The organism is Alkalibacterium putridalgicola (genome assembly GCF_040959045.1).
Lineage (GTDB): Bacteria > Bacillota > Bacilli > Lactobacillales > Carnobacteriaceae_A > Alkalibacterium > Alkalibacterium putridalgicola.
Genome location: NZ_CP162615.1, coordinates 1481646 through 1506860, shown reverse-complemented (window position 1 = coordinate 1506860; position 25215 = coordinate 1481646). Strand labels below are relative to the sequence as shown.

At 44.3% G+C, this 25215-nt stretch carries 19 protein-coding genes and 1 pseudogene; 18 read left to right on the top strand and 2 right to left on the bottom strand.

Features of this window, described 5'->3' with window-relative positions; translation table 11 throughout:
- Positions 1 to 691 precede the first annotated feature (691 nt).
- A complete protein-coding gene (gene lexA, locus AB4027_RS07075) occupies positions 692 to 1327 on the bottom strand; it encodes a transcriptional repressor LexA (RefSeq protein ID WP_091485738.1) in 636 nt (211 codons plus the stop codon).
- Between the two features lie 261 nt (positions 1328 to 1588).
- Here lexA and AB4027_RS07070 point away from each other — a divergent pair, with 261 nt between their 5' ends.
- From AB4027_RS07070 to AB4027_RS07050, 5 genes are all read left to right on the top strand, one after another.
- On the top strand, positions 1589 to 1831 hold the full coding sequence (locus AB4027_RS07070) for a DUF896 family protein (RefSeq protein WP_091485735.1): 243 nt from the start codon (positions 1589 to 1591) through the stop codon (positions 1829 to 1831).
- Positions 1832 to 1943: 112 nt separating this feature from the next.
- A complete protein-coding gene (tkt, locus tag AB4027_RS07065; protein ID WP_368644830.1) occupies positions 1944 to 3944 on the top strand; it encodes a transketolase in 2001 nt (666 codons plus the stop codon).
- 235 nt (positions 3945 to 4179) lie between these two features.
- Positions 4180 to 4425, top strand: coding sequence for a YneF family protein (locus AB4027_RS07060; protein WP_091485730.1), 246 nt, complete (start codon positions 4180 to 4182; stop codon positions 4423 to 4425).
- A 111-nt stretch (positions 4426 to 4536) separates the two neighbouring features.
- Complete coding sequence (locus tag AB4027_RS07055) at positions 4537 to 6288, top strand: ABC transporter ATP-binding protein (protein ID WP_368644829.1); 1752 nt, start codon at positions 4537 to 4539, stop codon at positions 6286 to 6288.
- Positions 6288 to 8081: an ABC transporter ATP-binding protein gene (locus AB4027_RS07050; protein ID WP_368644828.1), complete on the top strand. Its 1794-nt coding sequence runs from the start codon at positions 6288 to 6290 to the stop codon at positions 8079 to 8081. Before AB4027_RS07055 ends, AB4027_RS07050 begins: the two co-directional genes overlap by 1 nt.
- Positions 8082 to 9062: 981 nt before the next feature.
- On the opposite strand, the gene AB4027_RS07045 is transcribed toward AB4027_RS07050, so the two are convergent.
- Positions 9063 to 9650 (bottom strand): lysophospholipid acyltransferase family protein, encoded by a 588-nt coding sequence (locus AB4027_RS07045; RefSeq protein WP_368644827.1) that lies wholly within the window; start codon positions 9648 to 9650, stop codon positions 9063 to 9065.
- Between the two features lie 238 nt (positions 9651 to 9888).
- Between AB4027_RS07045 and rpsB the strand changes: the two genes are divergently transcribed.
- The 13 genes and pseudogenes from rpsB to AB4027_RS06980 all read left to right on the top strand — a co-directional run bounded on the left by rpsB (position 9889) and on the right by AB4027_RS06980 (position 25208).
- A complete protein-coding gene (gene rpsB / locus AB4027_RS07040; RefSeq protein ID WP_091485719.1) occupies positions 9889 to 10647 on the top strand; it encodes a 30S ribosomal protein S2 in 759 nt (252 codons plus the stop codon).
- A 49-nt stretch (positions 10648 to 10696) separates the two neighbouring features.
- The gene (gene tsf, locus AB4027_RS07035) at positions 10697 to 11578 is read left to right on the top strand and encodes a translation elongation factor Ts (RefSeq protein WP_368644826.1); all 882 of its coding nucleotides are present in this window, start codon (positions 10697 to 10699) and stop codon (positions 11576 to 11578) included.
- Between the two features lie 136 nt (positions 11579 to 11714).
- Positions 11715 to 12440, top strand: a complete 726-nt coding sequence (gene pyrH, locus AB4027_RS07030; RefSeq protein ID WP_368644825.1) for a UMP kinase — start codon at positions 11715 to 11717, stop codon at positions 12438 to 12440.
- Positions 12440 to 12997: a ribosome recycling factor gene (gene frr / locus AB4027_RS07025; protein WP_091485711.1), complete on the top strand. Its 558-nt coding sequence runs from the start codon at positions 12440 to 12442 to the stop codon at positions 12995 to 12997. The genes pyrH and frr overlap by 1 nt, the downstream gene beginning before the upstream one ends.
- 409 nt (positions 12998 to 13406) lie before the next feature.
- Positions 13407 to 14129 carry an isoprenyl transferase gene (locus AB4027_RS07020; protein ID WP_091485709.1) on the top strand — a complete coding sequence of 241 codons (723 nt, stop codon included), beginning with the start codon at positions 13407 to 13409 and terminating at the stop codon, positions 14127 to 14129.
- A 24-nt stretch (positions 14130 to 14153) separates the two neighbouring features.
- A complete protein-coding gene (locus tag AB4027_RS07015) occupies positions 14154 to 14933 on the top strand; it encodes a phosphatidate cytidylyltransferase (RefSeq protein ID WP_368644824.1) in 780 nt (259 codons plus the stop codon).
- Positions 14934 to 14955: 22 nt separating this feature from the next.
- On the top strand, positions 14956 to 16221 hold the full coding sequence (gene rseP, locus AB4027_RS07010; protein WP_368646413.1) for an RIP metalloprotease RseP: 1266 nt from the start codon (positions 14956 to 14958) through the stop codon (positions 16219 to 16221).
- Positions 16222 to 16246: 25 nt separating this feature from the next.
- Entirely contained in the window at positions 16247 to 17965 is a 1719-nt protein-coding gene (locus AB4027_RS07005) for a proline--tRNA ligase (protein ID WP_368644823.1), read from the top strand.
- A gap of 87 nt (positions 17966 to 18052) precedes the next feature.
- Positions 18053 to 22384, top strand: a complete 4332-nt coding sequence (locus AB4027_RS07000; protein WP_368644822.1) for a PolC-type DNA polymerase III — start codon at positions 18053 to 18055, stop codon at positions 22382 to 22384.
- 159 nt (positions 22385 to 22543) lie between these two features.
- On the top strand, positions 22544 to 23020 hold the full coding sequence (rimP, locus tag AB4027_RS06995) for a ribosome maturation factor RimP (RefSeq protein ID WP_091485695.1): 477 nt from the start codon (positions 22544 to 22546) through the stop codon (positions 23018 to 23020).
- Positions 23021 to 23060: 40 nt separating this feature from the next.
- Positions 23061 to 24095, top strand: a pseudogene (gene nusA / locus AB4027_RS06990) (transcription termination factor NusA); the annotation flags it as partial.
- Between the two features lie 527 nt (positions 24096 to 24622).
- Complete coding sequence (gene rnpM / locus AB4027_RS06985) at positions 24623 to 24919, top strand: RNase P modulator RnpM (protein ID WP_368644821.1); 297 nt, start codon at positions 24623 to 24625, stop codon at positions 24917 to 24919.
- Entirely contained in the window at positions 24909 to 25208 is a 300-nt protein-coding gene (locus AB4027_RS06980) for a YlxQ-related RNA-binding protein (RefSeq protein WP_368644820.1), read from the top strand. The genes rnpM and AB4027_RS06980 overlap by 11 nt, the downstream gene beginning before the upstream one ends.
- Positions 25209 to 25215 lie beyond the last annotated feature (7 nt).

Sequence of the window (25215 nt, the reverse complement as noted above, 5' to 3'; positions counted from 1 at the left end):
GTTCTCACTATTCAGTAAGTAGGGAATAAAGAGCAGCACCTAATTACCGAAGTGGACCTGTACTCGACACATTGAAACTCATCCTGTCAACCTAATTACCGAAGTGAGCCTTCTTCGGTAATTAGGTTACTGCCAGCTAACCCTATCGACCGAATAACAGTAGAATTCGACAGTTAGAAAAAAATCGAACCTGCCTATCTGCCGAAGTTTGCTTTATTCGTCACTTAGGGAAGCGAGACCTGATCCTAATCGTCTAAGGTAGCTGGAGCGATCAAGAGTAACCTTAACGGAAATAGCTTTTATAGTCCTGCAGGAGATCTAGCTATCTCATGTAAAACGGCAAAGCATCGACTTATGATAAAGCGGAAGACGGACTGGTTTTTATCACGCGTTTGCGGGAGGAATCGATAAGGAAACACGAAAGAGGCTGGGACATTTCTGCCCCAGCCTCTTTCCTACGTTTAGTCAAGGAAAAACATTCCTCCTGCAGTTTTGTAACCAGTTCACACCGTAAATTTACAGGAAGTAGTCACAATAGCCGTTTAGTGACCAGTTGATACCGTGATTCACTAGGAAGTGGTTGTCATGCAGCGAAATCACTCATCTGAATGTCCTCACTCTCCAACAGTTTCAAAAAAGCAAAAAGGCCGGGAGTTTTTATCCCAGCCTTTTTCATTTCGTATGATATTTCTTAAAAAATGTGACTTCTGTATAATGAAACAACTTTCCCAAGGATTTTTACATCATTAAGTATGATAGGAGCCATCGTTTCATTCTCCGGCTGTAATCGGATATGATTGGCTTCTTTGTAGAATCGTTTACAGGTCGCTTCATCTTCATCAGTCATAGCGATAACGATATCACCATTATTGGCAGCTTCCTGTTTTCTGACAATGACCTGGTCGCCGTCTAAAATGCCGACATCCATCATACTGTCTCCGCGAATGGTCAGCATGAACAGATTGCCTTTTTCTATCTCAAGGTCATTGGGGATAGGGAAGTAGTCCGTTGCTTCTTCGATCGCAAGGATCGGTTCCCCGGCTGTGACGATACCCAGAAGGGGGATCTTATCCTCGTCCGGGTCGATGCCCAGCTTATCCAGTCCTAAAGGAGTAAATTCAATGGCTCGCGGTTTAGAAGGGTCACGCAGGATAAAGCCGTTTTTTTCAAGTCTGGCCAGGTGTCCGTGCACTGTAGAGGTAGATGATAGTGCCGTGGCTTCACCGATTTCTCTAACAGTAGGTGGATAACCTTTCTTTTTTACTTGTTTATAGATGAAATTCAGGATCTCCAGCTGTTTCTCACCTTTACGCCCTCTTGTCGTCATACTAAAACCCTCTCTGTTATTTGTTCAGTATATGGAACAACCGTTCTATATTTTATTAAAGTATAGCATAGTATATACCCTGAATCAAACGAATGTTCGAATAAAAGGAGGGGAGTGGAATTCTTAGAAGCTATACCTGGAAAAATGTCATTATTTTGATAAATAAATGAGAATGCTATCTATAACTACCACTTTATTGTCACAAATGGTATGATAGGTAATGTGAGAAATAAATGACTTAAATGGTGTAAGGAGGATAACATGCTTGAGAAACAAAAGCTCGACCGCATCAATGAATTAGTAAGAAAAGAGCGCAATGACGGCTTAACTGATGAGGAAAAGCAGGAACAAAAAGGTTTAAGAGACGAGTACATCAAAGCGTTCCGTTCTGGTATGAGAAACCATATAGAAGGCATGAAAATAGTAGATCCTGACGGAAACGATGTGACTCCTGATAAAGTGAAGGAAATCCAGAAAGATAAAGGCCTTCACGATCGTGGGTGAACGCCACTTACGTTTTCTTCTATTGATAGAGTTTACATTGAAATGAAAGCGTAATGATAGTACACTAATATAGTGAGTTTAAATTTTAAACAAACGGAAGGAATGAAGTTCATTGTTCGATAAAACCGATCAAATGGCAGTCGATACGATTCGTACATTAAGTATTGATGGCGTACAGAAAGCAAATTCAGGTCACCCGGGGTTACCTATGGGGGCAGCACCAATGGCGTATACATTATGGACACGTCACTTGAATGTCAATCCTAAAAACCCGAGATGGTTCGACCGTGACCGTTTCGTATTAAGTGCAGGACACGGTTCTATGATGCTTTACAGCTTGCTTCACTTGTCTGGCTACAAGGTCAGTGTTGACGATCTTAAAAATTTCCGTCAACTTGAAGGCAATACACCAGGGCACCCAGAAGTACATGTCACAGACGGCGTGGAAGCAACAACTGGACCGCTTGGACAAGGTATCGCGAATGCGGTAGGTATGGCAATGGCTGAAGCACACTTATCAGCTACTTACAATAAAGAGGGCTATTCTATCGTCGACCATTACACCTATGCATTATGTGGAGACGGCGATCTTCAGGAAGGTGTATCTCAAGAAGCTGCATCTCTTGCCGGACACCTTAAGTTGGGTAAACTGGTTATGTTATACGATTCCAATGACATTCAGCTGGACGGACCAACATCTAAAGCTTTCACGGAAGATGTCGGCAAACGCTTTGAAGCTTATGGATGGGAACATATCTTAGTCGAAGATGGCAACGATCTGGACGCTATCGACAAAGCGATCACAAAAGCAAAAGAATCAACAGACAAACCAACCTTGATCGAAATCAAAACAGTTATCGGCTTCGGAGCGCCCAACGCTGGAACACATAATGTCCACGGTGCACCATTAGGACCTGAAGGCGTTGAAGCAGCTAAAAAAGCTTACGGATGGGAAGGCGAAGATTTCTTCGTCCCTGAAGAAGTAGCTAAACGCTTTAAAGAGCACATGATCGATAAAGGCGATAAACTTGAATCAGAATGGAACAAAAAGCTTGAAGACTATCGCAATACCCATTCAGATCTAGCTGCCCAGTTTGAAGATTCATTGTCTGGTAAATTACCAGAGAACTGGGATAAAGAACTGCCAGTCTTTTCAGAAGGCGACGGGGCTGCTGCTACACGTTCAACAAGTGGTGAAGTGTTGAATTCCATCGCTAAAGCTGTTCCTAACCTATGGGGCGGATCTGCCGACTTGTCTGGATCTAACAAAACAACCATCGACGGTGTTGAAGATTTCCAGGCTGGACAATATGAAGGACGCAACATCTGGTACGGTGTACGTGAATTTGCCATGGCTGCTGCCTTAAATGGTATCATGCTGCATGGAGGGACCAAATCTTACGTCTCAACATTCTTCGTATTCACTGACTACTTGAGACCAGCTGTCCGTTTAGCTGCCTTATCAGAAATCCCAGCTATTTATGTCATGACACATGACTCTATTGCTGTAGGTGAAGACGGTCCGACACACGAGCCTGTCGAACAGCTTTCAAGTTTCCGCGGCATGCACAACTTATCTGTTGTGAGACCTGCTGACGGCAACGAAGTAGCAGCTGCATGGGAAGTTGCACTGACTTCACAAAGCAGACCAACCATGCTTGTGTTGACTCGTCAAAATCTTCCAGTCCTTGCCGGTTCAAAAGAATTGGCTAGAGAAAACCTTAAAAAAGGCGCCTACGTCCTGTCACCAGCTGACAAAGAAACACCGGACGGCATCCTGATCGCGACTGGGTCAGAAGTTTCATTGGCAATGGATGCTCAAAAAGAGCTTAAAGCACAAGGCAAAGACGTATCAGTCGTCTCAATGCCAAGTTTCGACTTGTTTGAAGATCAGTCTGACGAGTATAAAGAGTCAGTTCTTCCAAGTGCTGTTAAAAATCGTGTAGCGATCGAAATGGGCTCATCATTCGGCTGGCATAAATATGTCAAAGATGCCGGTAAAGTGATGGCTATAGATAAATTCGGTGCCAGTGGTAACGGCGAAGCAGTTGTTGAAGCTTACGGCTTTACACCTGAGAACGTTGTGAACACTTTTCTATCTTTAAACAGCTAAATCGTTCAAATACTGAATAAAGATCTGGAAAACTTCCTTTCAATTTCTTAATTGAAAGGAAGTTTTTTAAAAATCAAATCTTGAATCAAACGTATAATATACACTAAATTACGTTTATAGGTTTATTTTTCCATGTTAATTGTGTAAAATAGTTCAGTGAGCAGTTTTATTGGAATGTATAAAACGGGCGACAGGTTTATTAGTAACAAGTAATAGCTGAGAGGAGTGAATATGTATGGATATGTGGTTAGCGATAGTATTAATTTTATTGGCACTGATCGGTGGACTTGCTGGCGGATTCTTCATTGCCAGAAAATATATGATGGACTACTTTGAGAAAAATCCTCCTATCGATGAAAACATGCTGCGCATGATGATGATGCAGATGGGTCAGAAACCTTCTGAAAGAAAAATCAATCAGATGATGAGCCAGATGAAGACGCAACAGAAAAGTAAAAGCACAAAAAACAAAAAGAAATAGGTTGAATTGACGGACAGATAGCCTGTCCGTTCAACTTTAACCCAATATGACATATTGTCACATTGAAGAATGTAACCGGTAGAAAAATGTAAAATGTGGGAGATTAGAATTATGGATATATTTAAACGGTTAGGATGGTTTTTCAAGCAAGAGAAAAAATCCTATTTATTAGGGGTCGCAGGTTTAATGATCGTGGCTGTTCTGCAGCTGATACCGCCTCGGATCATCGGGATCGTGGTAGATGAGATCGAGACAGATGTCTTGACTGAACAATCATTACTGCAGTGGATGCTCATTTTGACTTCTACAGCTGTGCTGCAGTATATTTTGCGGTACATGTGGCGTGTGAATATATGGGGGAATGCCGCCAAGCTGGAACAAATAGTCAGAAAACAGTTATACGACCATTTTACAAACATGGATAATACATTTTTCCAGAAATACAGAGCCGGCGATTTAATGGCGCATGCAACCAACGACTTGCGTGGGCTGCGCATGGTCGCCGGTGGGGGAGTCCTGACGATGGCAGATGCCATAAGCGTAGGGCTGACAACGCTTTTGGCTATGCTGTTCGTCGTTGACTGGCGTCTGACACTGATCGCCGTCATTCCTTTGCCATTTCTGGCACTGACGTCACGTATTCTAGGCCAGCGTCTGCACTTGCGGTTTAGGGATGCTCAAGCTGCCTTTTCTCAGTTGAATGATAAAGTCCAGGAAAGCATTCAAGGGATCAAAGTCATGAAGACGTTTGGTCAGGAAAAGGAAGATGTCGAGAAATTCGAGAATCAGACGGATAATGTCGTTTTGAAAAACAAAGCAGTTTATAAAATCGATTCGCTTTTTGACCCGGCTATCACGCTGATCATGGGGCTCTCTTATGTCCTGACGATCATTGTCGGTGGATACCTTATTATGGGAGATGAAATTTCTATCGGTGATTTTGTCACCTTCATCAATTATATCGGTATGCTGGTCTGGCCGATGTTCGCTATCGGACGTTTGTTCAACATCATCGAACGCGGATCGGCAAGCTATGACCGTATTGAAAATCTTTTAAGAGAAGACAGTGCGATCAATGAAAGACAAGGGGCGATCGATGAACCTATTTCAGGCACACTTTCATTCGATATCGACGCTTTCAGTTATCCGGACGACGAAATGGTTGCTCTGCATCATGTGTCATTCAATATCGAACGGGGGCAGACTTTAGGGATCGTCGGTAAAACCGGTGCCGGCAAAACGTCGATCATGAAACTGCTCCTGCGCGAATATGATAACTATAAAGGAACGATCCGTTATGGCGGGTACGATATCAAGGATTACACACTTGATGCTCTTTTAAAACAAATCGGTTATGTCCCACAGGATAACTATCTCTTTTCGACAACGATCAGAGAAAACATCCGCTTTGCTGATCCGACATTGTCCCAGGAAGCTGTCGAAGCAGCTGCTAAACTGGCTGATATTCATGACGATATCATGGAATTACCAGAAGGCTATGATACCGAAGTAGGGGAACGAGGCGTCTCTCTTTCTGGCGGTCAAAAACAGCGTATTTCCATTGCGCGCGCCATTCTGATCAACCCTGAGCTCATGATCCTGGATGATTCATTATCTGCAGTGGATGCCAAAACTGAGGAGTCGATTTTATCGGGCTTGAAAGAGATCCGGGAAGGTCAGACAACGATCATTGCGGCGCACCGGATCAGTTCCGTCATGCATGCCGAAGAAATCATCGTTATAGAGAAGGGCACGATCATCGAGCGAGGCACGCACAGCGAACTGCTTGCTCATGGCGGCTGGTATGAAGATATGTATAATCAGCAGCAGCTGGAACGTAAACTGGAAGGAGAGGATTACTAATGATGGAACAGAAAGAGTTGTCAGTTAGACGATCCATACCTTTCAAAGAGCAGATGCATATCCTGAAACGCATCATGACCTTCGGCAAGCCATATAAGAAGCAGTTTGCTGTTGCTATCTTTTTCAGTGTCGCTCTTGCTATATCGACAGCTGCACTACCGCGTATCATTCAGCTGTTTATCGACAATCATTTGACGACAGGCGATTTGTCACTTTCGATCATTCTAACCTTTGCAGGGCTGCACTTTGGTGTGACGCTGATCCGGTTGACTGTCTGGTATCTGGAATTGTATCTTTTCAATATGGCTTCAGAGAAAACGGTCCAGAACATCCGTAATCAGCTATTTGAAAAGCTTCATACACTGGGGATGCGCTTCTTTGACCAGACCTCGACAGGCTGGCTCATCACGCGTGTCACTAATGATACGGAAGCAATGAAAGATTTCTGGAACGTCTTTTTGAACATCATGCAGGGAGTCTTTGGTGTCGTCATTTCATTAGGAGCGATGTTCCTCTTGGATGTGACCGTGACACTTTGGATCCTGATTTTTGCACCGGTGTTACTCATCGTGATACGTATCTATCAGGTTTACAGTTCAAAGACTTACAGTGAAATGAAGTCGAAACTGAGTCTGCTGAATACGAAGCTGGCTGAGACGATCAATGGGATCTCGATCATCCAGCAGTTCCGTCAGGAGAAACGTCTTCAGAAGGAATTCGAGGAGACGAACCAGTCTTACTTTGATTCGCGTTTTTCAATGACGAAAATCAATGCCCTGCTTTTGAGCCCGGTCATCAATCTGCTTTATACCTTGTCAGCCGTCGTTATTTTGACGATTTTTGGCCTGGAAGCACTGACGGGTCCGGTCGAAGTCGGGATCATTTATGCATTCACGACTTACGCCAACAACTTTTTCCGGCCACTGACACGCCTTATGGACAGCATGAGCTTGTTCCAGGACGGTATCGTATCCAGCAGCCGGATCTTGACGGTCATGGACAATGAGCAGTATGCACCGGCGCAATTGGATAAGGAAGACGCGCATATCGAAGAAGGAAAAATCGAATTCAAGAATGTATCATTTTCTTATGATGGCAAGAACAACGTACTGAAAAATATTTCCTTCACCGTCAATCCAGGCGAGACCATCGCTCTGGTCGGCCATACGGGAAGCGGGAAGTCTTCCATCATCAATGTACTGATGCGTTTCTACGATTTTGGTGAAGGGGAAGTCCTGATCGACGGCAGATCGATCAAAGAGTTTCCCATGCGTGAACTGCGTCAGCGTACCGGACTCGTCCTTCAGGATTCCTTCCTTTTCTACGGAACAATCAAAGATAATATCCGTTTACTGAATGAATCGATCACCGACAGAGAAATCATTGAGGCGGCACGTTTCGTTCAGGCAGACAAATTTATCGAAGAACTTCCGGGGCAGTATGATGCCAAAGTGGTCGAGCGTGGAGCCAGCTTCTCAAGTGGACAGAAGCAGCTGATCTCGTTTGCCAGTACGATCGTCAGAGATCCGAAGATCCTTATACTGGATGAAGCGACGGCCAATATCGATACGGAAACCGAAGCACTCATTCAAGAAGGTCTACAGCGAATGAGAAAAGGGCGTACCACAGTTGCGATCGCTCACAGATTGTCGACGATCAGAGATGCTGACCAGATCCTCGTACTGGATAACGGACATATCATTGAACGCGGCACACATGATGAGCTCATCGATAGCGGTGGACAATATAAAGACATGTACGAACTTCAGAATCTTGGGTTACAGACACAATAAATGAATAAGAACGCATGACTGCAGCGGAACGTCATCTTAGGATGAACGTTCCGCTGCTTTTTTGCTGGTTCTGAAGTTCAGACGGCAAAGTGAGCAGGATTTATTGGATGACTTTGTCTTTTTATGCTCGGAATGACAGTGTCAGGCGTCGAATGTTGCCGAGCTTGTCATTCTAAGCTTGAAATGACCAGGTGGAGAAGGAAAATATTTTGAGCCGGTCATTTTGAATCAGAAATGGCAGAGTCATGGTTAAAATATTTTTGAGCTTGTCATTTTGGAAAAAATATGACAGAGTCGAGGATGGGAGTCATGATGAGCTTGTCATCGTACCCCTGAAATGACAAGCCCGGAGTGAAATTATTACTGACTTTGTCATTTTGCGTCAAGAATGGCTCAGTCAGGAATAAAGCTTAGATGAGCTTGTCATTTTATGCTGCAAATGACAAAGTCATCGCCGGAAAGCTGACGAGCTGGTCATACAAAGAGGGGGGAGTGATGAAAAGTGTCAAGTCAAAGAGATACTGTGAGCGGGTGCGACATCATGTGGAGAAAAATGTTCACTCATGGTTCAGATGCTTACCGAGCACGACATTCTGAAGAGGAAACTGCTCACTGATGAGAGTAGTGGTCCATGAGTACGACATTCGGGGGCCAAAACTGTTTACTGGATAGAGGTGTGGTCTATGAGTACGACATTTGAAAGCGAAATCTGTTCACTGGGGGGAGTCGTGGTTCGTGAGTGCGACATCATGTGGAGAAAAATGTTCACTCATGGTTCAAATGTTTACCGAGCACGACATTCGAGAGCGGAATCTGTTCACTGATGAGTGTAGTGGTCCGTGAGCGAACAATACCGTCATAAATAGAAGGAAATACTGATATATAGCGCAACGATCGTTTCATTATTTCAGCATAAATGAACCTTTATAATGAAACAGGCTGACGCAGCAGCGCCAGCCTGTTCTGATCAAGTATAAGATTCTAGTTTCGGTCGAGTTCTTCAAACGCCTGCTGGATCTTTTCAGAATAGTATGCGTTCGTGTCTTTAATGCCTTCGACTTTACGTTCCACATAGAAAGGCTCGCCGATACGGACAACAGCTTTTTTACGTTTCACCAAGTCACTGAAGGTTAAAGGACCGCTGTATACAGCAGGGACGATCGGTTTCTTGCTCAACTTGGCTATAGTCACGGCGCCACCTTTCAATTCATTTGAATGACGCGTGCCTGTCGGGAAAATGATCAGACCCAGATCGGTTTCTTTTAAGGATTTGACAGGGGTTTTGATGGCGCTTGGGCCGGGATTGTCTCTATCGACCGGGAAAGCATTCATGTGCGTAATGATCCATCTGAAAACTGGATTCTTGAACAGTTCTTTTTTGGCCATGACACTGAACTGCTTGGGCGTGGTCGCCAGAACAAGATAGACCGGATCGATCCATGAACGATGTGGGGCGATTAAAATGTAATTGTCATCCTGTGGGAGGTTCTCTTTGCCGATCACCTTAAACTTGCCATTCAGTATCCAGACAAGTACCAGAATGATACTGCGTACAAATGAGAAAAACATAGTCGTCACTTCCTTTTCATATTTCTTCTAATAGTATGCGATAGGTTAGTCGAATTAGCAAGATTTTTTTAACACTTTATTGCATTATGCTGATGAATGTTGTATACTTAATGGCGGTGCATAACGCACTGATTTCACACCTTGACCGATGCCTTGAATGGTGCTCTGTATGCCATGGAGTGTTCAGGCAGATGACGTCAGGGGAGGAAAATACAAAAACCAAATGGAGGAATGACAAATGGCAGTAGTATCAATGAAACAATTATTAGAATCAGGGGTACATTTCGGACACCAGACTAGACGCTGGAACCCTAAAATGAAACCTTTCATCTTTACAGAAAGAAACGGTATTTACATCATCGACTTGCAGAAAACTGTTAAGCTGATCGACAAAGCTTACAACTATGTACGCGAAGTTGCAGAAGATGGCGGAACTGTTCTTTTTGTAGGAACTAAAAAACAAGCTCAAGATGCGATCAAAGAAGAAGCACAAAGAGCCGGCGCTTTCTACATCAACCACCGTTGGTTGGGTGGAACGTTAACTAACTGGGACACGATCCAAAGACGTATCAAACGTTTGAAAGATTTAGAAAAAATGGAAGAAGACGGAACATTCGAAGTCTTACCTAAAAAAGAAGTTGGTCTATTGATCAAAGAACGTGACCGCTTAGACAAATTCTTAGGCGGAATCAAAGACATGCCTGGCAAACCAGATGTCTTGTTCGTTGTAGATCCTCGTAAAGAACACATTGCAGTTAAAGAAGCTCAAAAATTGAACATTCCTATCGTTGCAATGGTAGATACAAACTGTGATCCAGATGATATCGATGTCATCATCCCTTCAAACGACGACGCTATCCGTGCAGTTAAATTATTAACTAAAACAATGGCTGACGCTGTTATCGAAGGTAACCAGGGAGAAGAAGGCTTTGAAGAAGAAGCTAAATCTGATTCTTTAGATGAAATCGTTGAAGTTGTAGAAGGCGACAACGAATAATTTAAACTTACAGGTTAGAATCATAATCTACTGAGGAGGAAGAAAAATAGTGGCAAATATTAAAGCGGCTCAAGTTAAAGAATTACGTGATAAAACAGGCGTAGGTATGATGGATGCGAAAAAAGCATTAGTGGAAACTGATGGCGATATGGACGCAGCTGTTGACTACCTAAGAGAAAAAGGCGTTTCTAAAGCAGCTAAAAAAGCAGACCGTATTGCGGCTGAAGGATTAGCAAACATTCACGTTGAAGGTAATGTTGCAGCGATCGCTGAAATCAACTCTGAAACGGACTTCGTTTCTAAAAACGATAAATTCCAGAACCTAGTTAAAGGTATCACTAAAACAGTGGCACAGGAAAACCCTGCTTCTGTTGAAGATGCTTTGAAACTGGAATTGAATGGTGAAACGATCCAGGACACGATCACTGAAGCAACAACAACGATCGGTGAAAAAATCACTTTCCGTCGTTTTGCAGTCGTTGAAAAAACAGACAACGATGTGTTTGGTGACTACGAGCACATGGGTGGACGTATCACTGTGTTGACTGTATTAGAAGGCGCTGACGAAGAAGTAGCACGTAACGTTGCCATGCACGTTGCAGCTATCAATCCTAAATACATTACACGTGAAGATGTAGCTCAAGAAGACAGAGATCACGAATTAAGTGTATTGACTGAACAAGCTAAAAATGAAGGCAAACCAGCAAACATCGTTGAAAAAATGGTTCAGGGACGTTTGAACAAATGGTTGGCTGAGGTAAGCTTGGTCGATCAGCCTTACGTTAAAAATCCTGACTTGACAGTTGGAGAATACTTGAAAGAGAACAACTCTTCAATCAAATCATTCATCCGCTATGAAGTCGGAGAAGGAATTGAAAAACGTTCTGAAGACTTCGCTGCTGAAGTACAAAGTCAATTAGGTAAAAAATAAGAAGAGTAAAGCAGGGATAGTTAACTATCCCTGCTTTTTTTTAGAGTGATAACGCTATGATTGTAAGATTTATTAATGACGCTACCTGTTAAATATGGTAAAATTATTGTGTATGAATGATGGAGGGAAAGATTTTATGGATGAGCCGAAATACAAACGCGTTATATTGAAACTAAGTGGTGAAGCACTTGCTGGTGATACCGGATTTGGTATACAACCACCAACCATTCACGAAATTTGTCAGGAAATTAAAGAAGTACATGAACTGGGCATTGAGATAGCTATCGTAGTGGGTGGCGGAAATATCTGGCGCGGTCATGTTGGGGCAGAAATGGGAATGGAACGTTCTCAGGCAGATTATATGGGTATGATCGCAACGATCATGAACGGACTGGCCCTGCAGGACGCACTTGAAAACATCGGGGTGCCTACGCGTGTTCAGACGTCGATCGAAATGAGACAGGTCGCTGAACCTTATATCAGAAGAAAAGCGATCAGACACCTGGAAAAAGGCAGAGTCGTCATTTTTGCCGGAGGAACGGGAAGCCCGTACTTCTCTACAGATACAACGGCGGCACTCAGAGCTGCTGAAATGCAGGCGGATGTCATCATGATGGCTAAGAACAATGTGGATGGGGTCTATTCTTCGGATCCGAACATCGATGTCGATGCCGTTAAATATGAGGAACTGACTTATCTCGATATTATAAATAAATCACTTCAGGTCATGGATACAACGGCTTCATCATTAAGCATGGACAATGATATCCCTCTAGTCGTATTCAAGTTGAATGAAAAAGGAAATATCAAGCGTGTTGTTCTGGGAGAAACGATCGGAACAACTGTCAGGAGGAAAAAATAATGACACAGGAAATTTTGAAAGAAACACAGGCACGTATGAAACAATCAGAACAGGCTTATATTAGAGAATTAGGTTCGATCAGAGCCGGGCGCGCTAATCCAAGTTTGTTGAACCGTGTAAATGTCGAGTATTACGGGGCACCGACACCACTTAACCAGCTGGCACAGATTTCTGTTCCTGAGCCTCGTGTACTTCTGATCACGCCTTACGATAAAAGTGCTTTAGGTAACATTGAAAAAGCGATCAACCAGTCGGATGTCGGTATTCCACCTTCCAATGACGGGAACGTTATCAGATTAGTTGTTCCTGCGCTGACTGCAGAACGCCGTAGAGAAATTGCCAAGCAAGTGGGCAAAGAAGCTGAAAATGCAAAAATCGCGGTACGTAACATTCGTCGTGATGCCATGGATTCACTTAAAAAAGCAGAAAAATCCGGTGATCTGACCGAAGACGATCTGCGTCAGTATGAAGAAGAAGTACAGAAACTGACAGATGCAAGTGTCAAAGCTATCGACAAATTATCTTCCGAAAAAGAAAAAGAAATTATTGAAGGTTAAGATCGAAGGTTAAAAAAGTAAGGAGAGTAGCACAGGGAAACTTAACAGAATGCCCGTTCAAGGTGTCATTCTCTAAGTTTATGAGCTTACTCTCCTTTTTCTTCTTTTTGATTACAGTTTATCGATGATGTATTTATTGACGAGTTTAGTGACAACAGCCGTTACAACTAAACCCATCAGGTATTTACTTATACGTTTCATGTGGGCGTTCCTCCCTTTATAAACTTTTTTAAACGACAATATTTCTACATATAGTATAGCAAACCAGCCTTTTCTGATAAACTATTAGGATCAGGACGGTTTATTCTTATATAATATTTAATGGTAATTCATGCTTTTTTTTACTACAATAGAAGAGATGTCACAGACTTTAGGAGGTATGGTGCAGTTAGTCTAAGCACCGATTATTATGAGTGAACAAGAAAAAAACATTCCAGATCACGTTGCAGTCATTATGGATGGCAATGGCAGATGGGCTCAAAAACAGGGCAAACCCAGAAAGTTTGGACATGAAGAAGGTATGGAAGCGATACGCAGAGTAACGATGCGTGCGAGTGAACGAGGAGTAAAAGTGCTCACGCTATATGCTTTTTCAACTGAAAACTGGAAAAGGCCTCCTCAGGAAGTCCATTTTCTCATGCAGCTGCCTATCCGCTTCTTTGACCGTTTCGTACCTGAACTGCAGGAAAAGAATGTGAAAGTGAATATGATCGGGTTTGAAGAAAAAGTTCCTCATTCTACTAAGAAAGCGATCAGCAGAGCAATGGATCAGACCAAAGACAATACAGGAATGGTACTGAACTTTGCCTTCAACTATGGTGGACGAGCTGAAATCGTCGAGGCGACACAGGCTCTGTGCCAGAAGGTTTTGAATAAAGAAATCTCCTGCAGTGATATTTCTGAAGAACGCATTGAAGAACATTTATTTACACGATCGATCGCTCCATACCAGAATGTTGATTTGCTCATCAGAAGCAGCGGCGAACAGAGGTTAAGTAATTTTCTACTGTGGCAGAATGCCTACAGTGAATTTTATTTTACAAACTTACTGTGGCCTGACTTCGATGGTGAAGTTTTTGATCAGGCTATCCTGGAATACCAGAAAAGACAAAGACGATACGGAGCAATTTAACATACAGAAAGCTGAGGATTGCATATGTTTACTAGAGTCATTACAGCGCTCATAGCTGTAGCACTGTTTATACCATTGATATGGATTGGGTCATGGCCGCTTGTTATCGGAATGGCCATACTAGCTGTCATTGGTCTTTCAGAATTTCTTCACATGAAAAAAATGAAAATGTCTTCACCCCCTGCGGTACTTTCTTTGATCGGCGTAGCCCTTATGGTTCTCTCTATTTACTTTCCGATCCTCTTTGCAGTGGAAGTATTCTCGCGGATCATTATTTTAACCATGGTGCTGCTCTTTTTATATTCACTCGCTTTTCAGGAAACGACCACAAAGGATATCTCAGAGATGATCCTGATGATGATCTATATCGGGATAGGCTTTTATGCCTTTGTCTCATTGAGACTCACTAATGTATCCCTGCTCGTTCTGATCCTGCTGGTCATCTGGGCAACCGACTCCGGAGCCTACCTGATCGGCAGAAAAATAGGCAGAACAAAACTGGCTCCAGCAATCTCCCCCAATAAAACGGTTGAAGGTGCGCTGGGAGGTACGGTATTGGCGTCAGTGCTGGTCTTCATTTTTCTTCAGTACTTCCCTCAGTCAGAACATGTCTTTGCTACATTTTTACTGATGGTCGTAATATCCATTACTGGACAAGTTGGAGATCTACTTGAATCCAAGATAAAAAGAGAGTACCATACTAAGGATTCCGGCACGATATTGCCGGGACATGGAGGCATACTCGATCGTTTTGACAGTCTGCTCCTTGTTTTGAATGTGTTGTTTATTCTTGGTGTCGTATGATCTATAAAGGAGTTTTGATATGATTCAAAATATTTTAGCATTTATTTTAGTTTTTGGGATCATCGTAGTGGTGCATGAGTTCGGGCATTTTTATTTTGCCAAGCGAGCCGGCATACTTGTACGTGAATTTGCGATCGGTTTCGGACCGAAACTTTTTTATCACAGAAAAGGTGAGACGACCTATACTGTGCGCATGCTGCCGGTCGGCGGGTATGTCAGAATGGCCGGTTATGAAGAAGAGGCCGATCTGAGACCCGGGATGGCTGTCCAGCTGTCACTTGATGCAGAGGACAATGTTGAAAAAATAGACATTCAGGGCTCTGACGAATCGGTCGATTCAGTGCCTGTTGAAGTTTCCTCTTTTGACTTTGATGAAAAAATGTATCTGACGGGACGAGTCGGCATGGATACAGAAGAAACCACCTTCAATGTCAATCGCGATGCCCTGCTAGTGGAAAAAGACGGAACGATCCTACAGATCGCGCCTAAAGACAGACAGTTCCAGAGTGCCTCGTTGCCTAACCGCATGCTGACGAACTTTGCAGGTCCATTGAATAACTTTATATTAGCTATTGTTGCTTTTACACTCTTGGCTTTTGTTCAGGGCGGTGTACGCTCGGACGAAGCTAGGTTCGGGAATGTGGAAGAAAATACCCCTGCGGCCGAAGCTGGCGTCGAAACAGGAGATAGAGTCTTGTCTATAGATGGTCAGGACGTCGATTCCTGGAATGAAATGGTCATGATCATTCAGGAGAATCCGAACGAAGAACTTTCCTTTACCCTGGAAACTGAAGAAGGTGACGTCTATGAAGAGACGATCGTGCCTTCAGGGGTGGAGGTAGAAGGAGACACCATTGGAAGGATCGGAGTAGAAGCCTACATGGAAGACGATTTAGGAGCCAAACTGACTTATGGTTTCACTGAGACCTTCTTTATCATCAGTCAGATCTTTACGCTGCTTGCGTCCTTCTTTACCGGAGGGTTCAGTGTCGATCAGCTTGGTGGTCCTGTTGCGATCTATGCTACGACAGAACAGGTCGTGCAGGCTGGAACCGTTGGACTGATCAGCTGGCTGGGCTTTTTAAGTGTCAATCTAGGCATTATGAATCTTCTGCCGATACCGGCTTTAGATGGCGGCAAGTTGTTACTCAATATTATCGAAGGCGTCCGTAAAAAGCCTTTGAGTCAGGAAAAAGAGGGTTATATCACATTGGTGGGCGTTTTATTCCTGCTTATCCTCATGCTGCTTGTCACATGGAATGATATACAGACATTCTTTTTAAATTAATCATTGAAGGAGATATCAGTTTATAATGAAGCAGTCAAAATTATTCGCACCTACATTAAGAGATGTTCCAAATGATGCTGAGGTCATCAGCCATCAGTTACTATTACGCGCGGGGTATATCCGTCAGCTGTCATCAGGTATCTACAGTTATCTGCCGCTGGCCAACCGCGTACTGGAAAAAATCAAAACGATCATTCGGGAAGAACTCGATGCGATCGACGGGGCTGAAATGCTGCTGCCGGCTTTACTGCCTGCAGACTTATGGAAAGAATCAGGCCGTTATGAGACCTATGGCGAAGATCTGATCAAGTTAAAGGACCGCCACGAACGGGATTTCATCCTCGGTCCGACACACGAAGAAACCTTTGCCAAGCTGATCAGTGAAGAAATCAAATCTTACAAAAAACTGCCGCTGCTCTTGTACCAGTTTCAGACGAAATACCGTGATGAAAAGCGTCCACGTTTTGGTCTGATGCGAGGAAGAGAATTTATCATGAAGGATGCTTATACCTTCCATGACAGTTATGAAAGTCTAGCTGATTCTTATGATGCGATCGCCCAGGCATATACGAACTCATTTACGAGACTTGGACTGGATTTCCGAGCCATCATCGGTGATGCAGGGGCGATGGGCGGGAGAGACTCCATTGAATTCATGGCACTGGCTGACGCCGGGGAAGATACCGTTGTCTATTCCGATTCAACGGATTATGCTGCGAACCTGGAAATGGCAGCCAGTTATTATAAAAAATCACCCAAAACAGATGTCCAGCTGGAACTTAAAGAAGTGGACACACCTGACACAAAAACGATCGAAGAAGTTTCTGACTACCTGAAAGTGGCTAAGGAAAAAATCTTCAAAAGTGTGTTATATATGGCTGACAAGGAGACCCCTGTTCTGGCCATCGTACCTGGAGATCAGGAAGTCAATGATGTGAAGCTGCGCATTGCTCTTGATGCTGAAGAAGTCGAACCGGCTACCGAAGAAGAGATCGAAAGTAAATTTAAATCGTATCCTGGCTACGTCGGACCTGTAGGCTTGGATAAAGATGTCAAGATCGTTGCTGATCTTCATGTTCAGGACATGGTCAATGGTGTCACTGGAGCCAACAAGGAAGACATGCACTACACGAACGTCAACACGGATAGAGATTTCACGGTAGATACCTATGCGGACATCCGCGTCGTTAAAGAAGGCGATCCGGCTCCGGACAACAAAGGGACTCTTCGTTTCACTAAAGGAATCGAGATCGGACACATCTTCAAGCTGGGCACACGCTACAGCGATGCCATGAATGCGACTGTACTGGATAACAACGGCAGACAGACCTCTGTCATCATGGGAAGCTATGGTATCGGCGTGAGCCGTCTGTTGTCGGCCATCGCAGAGCAGTATGCGGATGACAAAGGTCTCGTATGGCCATCTGCGGTCGCACCGTTTGACGTGCATATCATCCCTGTCCAGGTCAAGAAAGCAGAACAAATGGATCTGGCTCAAAAGCTGACTAAACAGTTCGAGGAACGCGGCTACTCTGTACTGATCGATGACCGCAAAGAGCGCCCCGGCGTCAAGTTCACGGATGCTGAACTGATCGGGATCCCCGTACAGATCACTGTCGGTAAAAAAGCGTCAGAAGGTATTGTTGAAGTAACGATTAGAGAATCTGGAGAGATGGTCGAAACGAAAGTGGATGATCTATTCCATACCGTCGAGATCCTAACTTCCAGTACAAACCAGAAATAAGCAAAGAGAGAACTGAGGCATTTTATGTCTCAGTTTTCTATGCTATTATCTTAAGACGAGCGAAGACTTTAGAAAGAAGGATCGAATGTGAGCTTAAGTAAACAGGAATTATTTCAAACCCTCTTGAAACAAATCGGATTTTCTCCTTCTCCAGAGGAAGCGGAATGGCTGAGAGAAGGAAAAGTAGAATCCGTGACCGTATATAAAAAACAGAGAAAATGGCACATCACCTTAAAACTGATGAACATTTTGCCTTTTTCTCTCTTCTTGTCTCTGAAAAATGCATTAAAAGCCTCTTTTGATGTTTTATCCGAGATCGAATTGTCCATACAGACGGAAGAGCCGGTAGTCACTGAAGAAAAAGTCCAGCATTACTGGAAATATGCCTGTCACCTGAGTGGGGTGGATTCGCCGATCTGTAATCGGGCATTTGCGGAAAACTATCCGACGAAAGACGGCAATCACTGGGTCTTTCTGATCGATCAGGAACTGGCTAAAGATAAATACGAGAATGACTTTCTTCCTAAAATCTCTCAGAGTTATCATCAGCTGGGTTTCCCCAAGCAGTTCAAACTCACACCTGTCGTCGATTCCCATGCTCACCAGAAAAAAGTCGAGCAGTTCAAGCTTCAAAAAGAAGAAGACGACCAGATCATGGCGCAGGAATACACGCGTCTGGTAGAAAAAGCTGAAAAGAAAAAAGAAGAGAACAAAGAAATCAAAGCGGATGGTCCGATAAAGCTGGGACGACCGATCCCCGCGAATGAAGAAATCAAACAAATGATAGCCATTGAAGAAGAAGAGCGTCGCGTCACCCTGGAAGGGTATGTCTTCGATTCGGAAATCAGAGAACTGCGCTCAGGCCGCAAGTTGCTTATTTTTAAGATCACAGATTACTCCTCATCCTTCTCATGCAAACGATTTTCCAATAATGAACAGGACGAAGCCATGTTCGAACGGATCAAACCGGGGACTTGGGTCAAGGTCAGAGGAAGCATTCAGGAAGACACCTTTATGCGCGATCTGGTCATGAACGTCCAGGATATCACTCAGACTTTTCATGCGAGCCGAAAAGATACATATCCGGAAGATAGAAAACGGGTCGAGCTGCATGCGCACACGAACATGAGTCAGATGGATGCCACACCAAGTGCAACAGATCTTGTCAAGCAGGCGGCTGAGTGGGGACACAAAGCTATAGCCATAACGGATCATGGTGTTGCTCAGTCGTATCCGGAAGCTCATTCTGCCGGCAGCAAGAACAATGTCAAAATCATTTACGGCGTGGAAGCCAATCTGGTGGATGACGGTGTGCCCATTGCCTATAATGAATCAGAAGACGATCTGCATGAAGCCACCTATGTCGTGTTTGACGTGGAGACCACAGGCTTGTCAGCTATTTATGACAACATCATCGAGCTGGCCGCTGTCAAGATGCATAAAGGGAACGTGGTGGCAGAGTTTCAGGAATTCATCGATCCTGGACATCGTTTATCGAATACGACTATCAATCTGACAGGGATCACGGATGAAATGGTCCGCGGGTCGAAATCGGAAAAAGACGTGCTGGAACAGTTCAAGGCCTTTTCAGAAGGCAGCATTCTAGTTGCCCATAACGCAACCTTTGATATGGGCTTTTTGAACACCGCCTATAAAAAGCATGATATGCCGATGTCTGAACTGCCGGTCATCGATACCCTTGAATTTTCACGCTTCATCAATCCGACCTTTAAAAGTCACCGTCTGAACACCCTTGCGAAAAAATTCAAAGTGAATCTGGAACAGCATCACCGGGCCATTTACGATTCACAGACGACGGGACAGCTGCTCTGGATCTTTGTGAAAATGGCAAAGAAAGAATATAATATCGAACGCCACAGTGAACTGAACCAATATATGGGCGGGGGAGATGCTTATAAAAAATCCCGTCCCAGTCACGTAACGATCTGGGCAAAAGATCAGGCCGGGCTTAAAAACCTATTCAAACTCATATCCGGTTCGCTGGTCGATTATTTTTACCGGGTCCCTCGCGTACCCCGGTCATTTTTGGACAAGTACAGAGAAGGTCTGATCATAGGATCCGGTTGTGCACAGGGCGAAGTCTTTGAAGCCATGATGCAGCGCGGGTATGAAGAAGCCAAAAAGAAAGCAGCTTATTACGATTACCTTGAAATCATGCCGAAAGAAGCCTATTTGAATCTCATCAACCGCGAACTGGTCAGAAATAAAGATGACCTGGAAGACATCATCACAAATATCGTGAAGCTGGGTAAGGAACTGGACAAAAAGGTCATCGCGACCGGAAACGTACATTTCGTGAACCCGGAAGACGGTGTCTACCGCGATATCCTGCTTGAAACACAAAATAAATCGCATGTCAGCCAGCATAAGAATCCGCCGGTGTATTTCCGGACCACGGATGAAATGATGGAAAGCCTGGCCTTTTTAGGCGAGGAAACAGCAGAAGAAGTGGTGATCACCAATCCGAATGAATTTGTCGACAGTGTCGCGGATGATATCACACCTGTGAAACAGGACCTGTACACGCCGAAAATGGAAGGGTCCGAAGAAGAGATCCGTAAAATGAGCTACGATAAGGCGCATGAACTGTATGGTGAAGATCTACCAGAAATCATCGAAGCCAGGATCGAGAAGGAACTCGACAGTATCATCGGGAATGGCTTCTCGGTTATTTACCTGATTTCTCAGAAACTGGTGCATAAAAGTGTGGAAGACGGCTATCTGGTTGGTTCAAGGGGGTCGGTCGGCTCCAGTCTGGTCGCTACCCTGACAGGGATCACCGAAGTCAATCCCATGCCGCCGCATTACCGCTGCATAGGATGTAAGCATTCTGAATTCTTTACGAACGGCGAATACGGCTCCGGTTTTGATCTCCCTGAAAAAGCCTGTCCCAAGTGTGGTGAGTCCTTATACAGAGACGGTCAGGACATTCCCTTTGAGACATTCCTGGGCTTTAATGGAGACAAAGTTCCCGATATCGATCTGAACTTCTCCGGTGAATACCAGGCGAGAGCCCACTTGTATACGAAGGAACTGTTTGGAGAAGAGTATGTTTATCGTGCCGGCACGATCGGTACCATTGCCGACCGGACAGCATTCGGCTTCGTCAAAGGCTACGAACGCGACCATCAGCTGAATTACCGTTCGGCTGAAGTGGACCGGTTGTCCAAAGGTCTGACTGGTGTCAAACGGACGACAGGCCAGCATCCGGGCGGGATCATCGTTATCCCGGACTATATGGATGTCTATGATTTCTCTCCGATCCAGTTCCCCGCGGACGATCAGGAGTCCGAATGGAAAACGACCCACTTTGACTTCCACTCGATCCATGACAATGTCCTGAAACTGGATATCCTGGGTCACGATGATCCGAGTATGATCCGTATGCTCCAGGACTTATCGGGGATCGATCCATTAGACATCCCGGTTAATGATCCGGATGTCATGAAACTGTTCAGCGGGACAGAAGTTTTGGGCGTTACAGAAGAGCAGATCTTCTCAAAAACCGGAACCTTAGGCGTCCCCGAGTTCGGTACGCGTTTCGTTCGTCAGATGCTGGAACAGACGAAACCGACGACCTTTGCGGAACTGCTCCAGATCTCAGGTTTGTCTCACGGGACCGATGTATGGCTTGGGAATGCTGAAGAACTGATCAGACAGCACAATATCCCCTTGTCGGAAGTAATCGGGTGTCGAGATGACATCATGATCTATCTGCAGCATAAGGGACTGGAAGACGGTCTGGCCTTTCAGATCATGGAATATGTCAGAAAAGGTCGCGGGATCCCTGATGACTGGCAGAAAGAAATGCGAAACAATGACGTCCCGGAATGGTATATCGCTTCCTGTCTGAAAATCAAGTACATGTTCCCTAAAGCCCATGCCGCTGCCTATATCCTTATGGCTCTGCGTGTGGCCTACTTTAAAGTGCACCATCCTTTATATTATTACGCGGCTTACTTTTCGATTCGGGCCAGTGACTTCGACCTGGAAGCCATGTCCAAAGGGAAAGAAGGCATCAAAGCTTGTATGAAGGAAATCACCGCTAAAGGCATGGATGCATCGACGAAAGAGAAGAACCTTTTAACTGTGCTTGAAATAGCGAATGAAATGGTCGAACGCGGTTTTTCATTCAAGATGGTCAACATCGATGAATCGGACGCGAAAGATTTTCTGATCCAGGACGATGCCCTGCTGGCACCGTTCAGAGCTGTCCCTTCGCTTGGTGGAAGTGTGGCCAATGCTATCGTGGAAGCCAGAAAAGACGGACCTTTCTTGTCTAAAGAGGACTTGTCCAGAAGAGGGAAAGTCTCTAAAACAGTCATGGAATACCTGGAAACCAATCAGGCGCTGGTAGGCCTGCCTGATGAGAATCAATTATCGTTATTTGATTTGTAATGTAAAAGTGTCAAAGTTGCGACAGCGTCGTATCTATGGTACACTGATAACGAATCGAGCGAGATAGACTGAGGAAAGAGTGAGCGAATCCGCTCACTCTTTTTCACAGCCTTTATTTAAAAAGAAATTAACCGGACAGTATGTCTGAGAGGAGTGAAGATGTCGTTGAATACAGTGGAAAAAGTGAAAGAATTATCTCGACCTGTGGCAGCAGACCTTGGGTATGAGCTAGTCGATGTCGAGTATGTAAAAGAAGGTAAAAACTGGTTTTTACGTTTATATATCGATAAAGCAAACGGCGTAGATCTGGATGATTGTGCTCTGTTCAGTGAAAAAGTTGGAGAAATGTTGGATGCGATCGAACCAGACCCGATCCCTCATGCTTATTATCTGGAAGTCTCTTCTCCAGGTGCTGAAAGACCGCTTCGTTCAGACGAAGATATGAAAAACGCAGTGGGTCAGTATATCCATGTCAAGTTACATGGTGAAATAAATGGCCAGAATGCCTATGAAGGCACACTGAAAGAGTGGCACGACAGTCATATCATATTGACCATCAAAGATAAGACCAGACGTAAAGATTTGGAGATCGAAAAGAAACACATAGCTAAGGCTCGATTAGCTATCGAATTTTAAATCCACACTGCGTCAGGAAATGATTAAAAGGAGTAAAAATATGAGTAAAGAATTAATATCTGCTCTTGAGACTTTAGAAAAAGAAAAGGGTATTTCTAAAGAGGTTGTTATCGATGCACTTGAAGCTGCCCTTGTATCAGCGTATAAGCGCAATTATGGGACGTCTCAGAACGTTGAAGTCGATTTCAATGAGAAGAAAGGCTCGATCACTGTTTATCAGGTCAAGGAAGTCGTTGAAGATGTCTATGACTCACAGCTTGAGATCAGCCTGGAAGAAGCGCGTGAACGCAAAAAAGCGTATGAAATCGGAGACAAGATCAAATTCGAAGTCACGCCGAAAAACTTCGGACGTATTGCTGCTCAGACGGCCAAGCAGGTCATCATGCAGCGTATGAGAGAAGCTGAACGCTCGATCATCTACAATGAATACATTCAGTATGAAGACGACCTGATGACTGGGACAGTAGAACGACAGGACAACAAGTTCATCTACATCAACCTAGGTAAAGTTGAAGCCGTTCTGTCCAAGCGTGACCAGATCGAGAATGAAACCTATGAAACGCATGACCGCATCAAAGTCTACGTCAGCAAGGTCGAAAACTCGACGAAAGGCCCGCAGGTTTTTGTCAGCCGTACACATCCTAACCTGATCAAACGTCTGTTTGAACAGGAAGTGCCGGAGATATATGATGGCATCGTTGAAATCGTGTCGATCGCCCGTGAAGCCGGCGACCGTTCCAAGATCGCTGTCTTCTCCCGTGATGAGAACGTTGATCCGGTCGGTACCTGTGTCGGGCCAAGAGGCTCACGTGTACAAGCTATTGTAAACGAGCTGAACGGTGAGAACATGGATATCGTTGAATGGGACAAAGATCCTTCAGTCTACATCAAGAATGCTCTGAATCCAGCGCAAGTCGTTGATGTTCAGTTTGACGAAGACCAGCACTCCTGCGTCATCGTCGTTCCGGATTATCAGCTGTCGCTGGCGATCGGCAAGCGCGGTCAAAATGTGCGTCTGGCAGCGAAACTGACAGGATTCAAGATCGATATCAAATCTGAATCCGACATGGAAGCTCTGGCGGAAGAGTCTGATGAATTGAAAGATGATTCATTCTTTGAAGCGTTGAGTGAAAACGATGCGGATGCAGCGAATGACCTTGAATCGATCTCTGAGGCACCTTCACTATTTGAAGATGACGAATCTACAGATGTAAAAGCCTACAATGATGACAATGTATCGGATGATGCAGATTCAACTGTATTAGCCGAAGACAGTAATCAGATGGACAGACAGCCTGGAGAACCAGTCATGGAAACAGACTTTCAGACCGGCGAACTTGATCCCAATGATACCGAAGACTTGATCGAATTCGCAGAAGAAAGAGACGGCATGGGCGAAGAAGAAGGTTATGAAGCGTCAATGGAAGAAGTTGAAGAAGCGACTTTTTCAGAAGACGATGAGCCGACCCCGACAAGTGGTGGACAAGGCGAGCCGCCGTTTACTGATAATGAGGAACGACGATTCCCTGAAAATCAGGAAACGACATTCTCTGATGATGAAAATATTGGAAAATAAAACAATGCGGAATAAGGTGGGGAATTATGCAGAAGCGTAAGATACCTATGAGAAAATGTGTTGTCTCCGGCGAAATGAAACCAAAGAAAGACATGGTGCGTATCGTTAGAAATAAAGAAGGCGAGGTCTCGATCGATCCGACAGGCAAGAAAAACGGACGCGGTGCTTATGTCTCTTTAGACACTGAACTCGTTATGAAAGCTAAAAAGAAAAAGATGCTGGACCAGGCATTGAATGCGCAGGTCGATGACTCTTTTTACGATGAACTGATCGACTACATTGAGTATAAGAAGGCAAGAATGGAAATCGAAAATGAACAATAACGAACGGGCTTTAAATCTGTTAGGATTGGCTCAACGTGCGGGCAAGCTGATATCAGGTGAATCGCTCGTTTTACAATCCGTAAGATCGAACAAGGCGAAGATTGTCTGTCTCGCGTCTGACGCAAGCGACAATACGTCAAAACAATTTTTGAATAAGTGTGAGTATTATGATGTGCCTCTCGTAACAGCTTTTACACGGGATCAGATCTCTCATGCTTTGGGGAAGGACCGGACAGTATGTGCCCTCATGGATGATGGTTTTATGCATTCCCTTCAAAAATTGCTCTAATTAAGAA

What these genes read in the sequence shown, in the direction of transcription:
- AB4027_RS06980 (WP_368644820.1), top strand. Translation starts at nt 24,909, where the DNA reads ATGAACAATAACGAACGGGCTTTAAATCTGTTAGGATTGGCTCAACGT.
- AB4027_RS07045 (WP_368644827.1), bottom strand. Translation starts at nt 9,650, where the DNA reads ATGTTTTTCTCATTTGTACGCAGTATCATTCTGGTACTTGTCTGGATA.
- AB4027_RS07055 (WP_368644829.1), top strand. Translation starts at nt 4,537, where the DNA reads ATGGATATATTTAAACGGTTAGGATGGTTTTTCAAGCAAGAGAAAAAA.
- AB4027_RS07050 (WP_368644828.1), top strand. Translation starts at nt 6,288, where the DNA reads ATGATGGAACAGAAAGAGTTGTCAGTTAGACGATCCATACCTTTCAAA.
- AB4027_RS07005 (WP_368644823.1), top strand. Translation starts at nt 16,247, where the DNA reads ATGAAGCAGTCAAAATTATTCGCACCTACATTAAGAGATGTTCCAAAT.
- pyrH (WP_368644825.1), top strand. Translation starts at nt 11,715, where the DNA reads ATGGATGAGCCGAAATACAAACGCGTTATATTGAAACTAAGTGGTGAA.
- AB4027_RS07070 (WP_091485735.1), top strand. Translation starts at nt 1,589, where the DNA reads ATGCTTGAGAAACAAAAGCTCGACCGCATCAATGAATTAGTAAGAAAA.
- AB4027_RS07015 (WP_368644824.1), top strand. Translation starts at nt 14,154, where the DNA reads ATGTTTACTAGAGTCATTACAGCGCTCATAGCTGTAGCACTGTTTATA.
- AB4027_RS07020 (WP_091485709.1), top strand. Translation starts at nt 13,407, where the DNA reads ATGAGTGAACAAGAAAAAAACATTCCAGATCACGTTGCAGTCATTATG.
- frr (WP_091485711.1), top strand. Translation starts at nt 12,440, where the DNA reads ATGACACAGGAAATTTTGAAAGAAACACAGGCACGTATGAAACAATCA.
- rimP (WP_091485695.1), top strand. Translation starts at nt 22,544, where the DNA reads ATGTCGTTGAATACAGTGGAAAAAGTGAAAGAATTATCTCGACCTGTG.
- AB4027_RS07060 (WP_091485730.1), top strand. Translation starts at nt 4,180, where the DNA reads ATGGATATGTGGTTAGCGATAGTATTAATTTTATTGGCACTGATCGGT.
- rnpM (WP_368644821.1), top strand. Translation starts at nt 24,623, where the DNA reads ATGCAGAAGCGTAAGATACCTATGAGAAAATGTGTTGTCTCCGGCGAA.
- rpsB (WP_091485719.1), top strand. Translation starts at nt 9,889, where the DNA reads ATGGCAGTAGTATCAATGAAACAATTATTAGAATCAGGGGTACATTTC.
- lexA (WP_091485738.1), bottom strand. Translation starts at nt 1,327, where the DNA reads ATGACGACAAGAGGGCGTAAAGGTGAGAAACAGCTGGAGATCCTGAAT.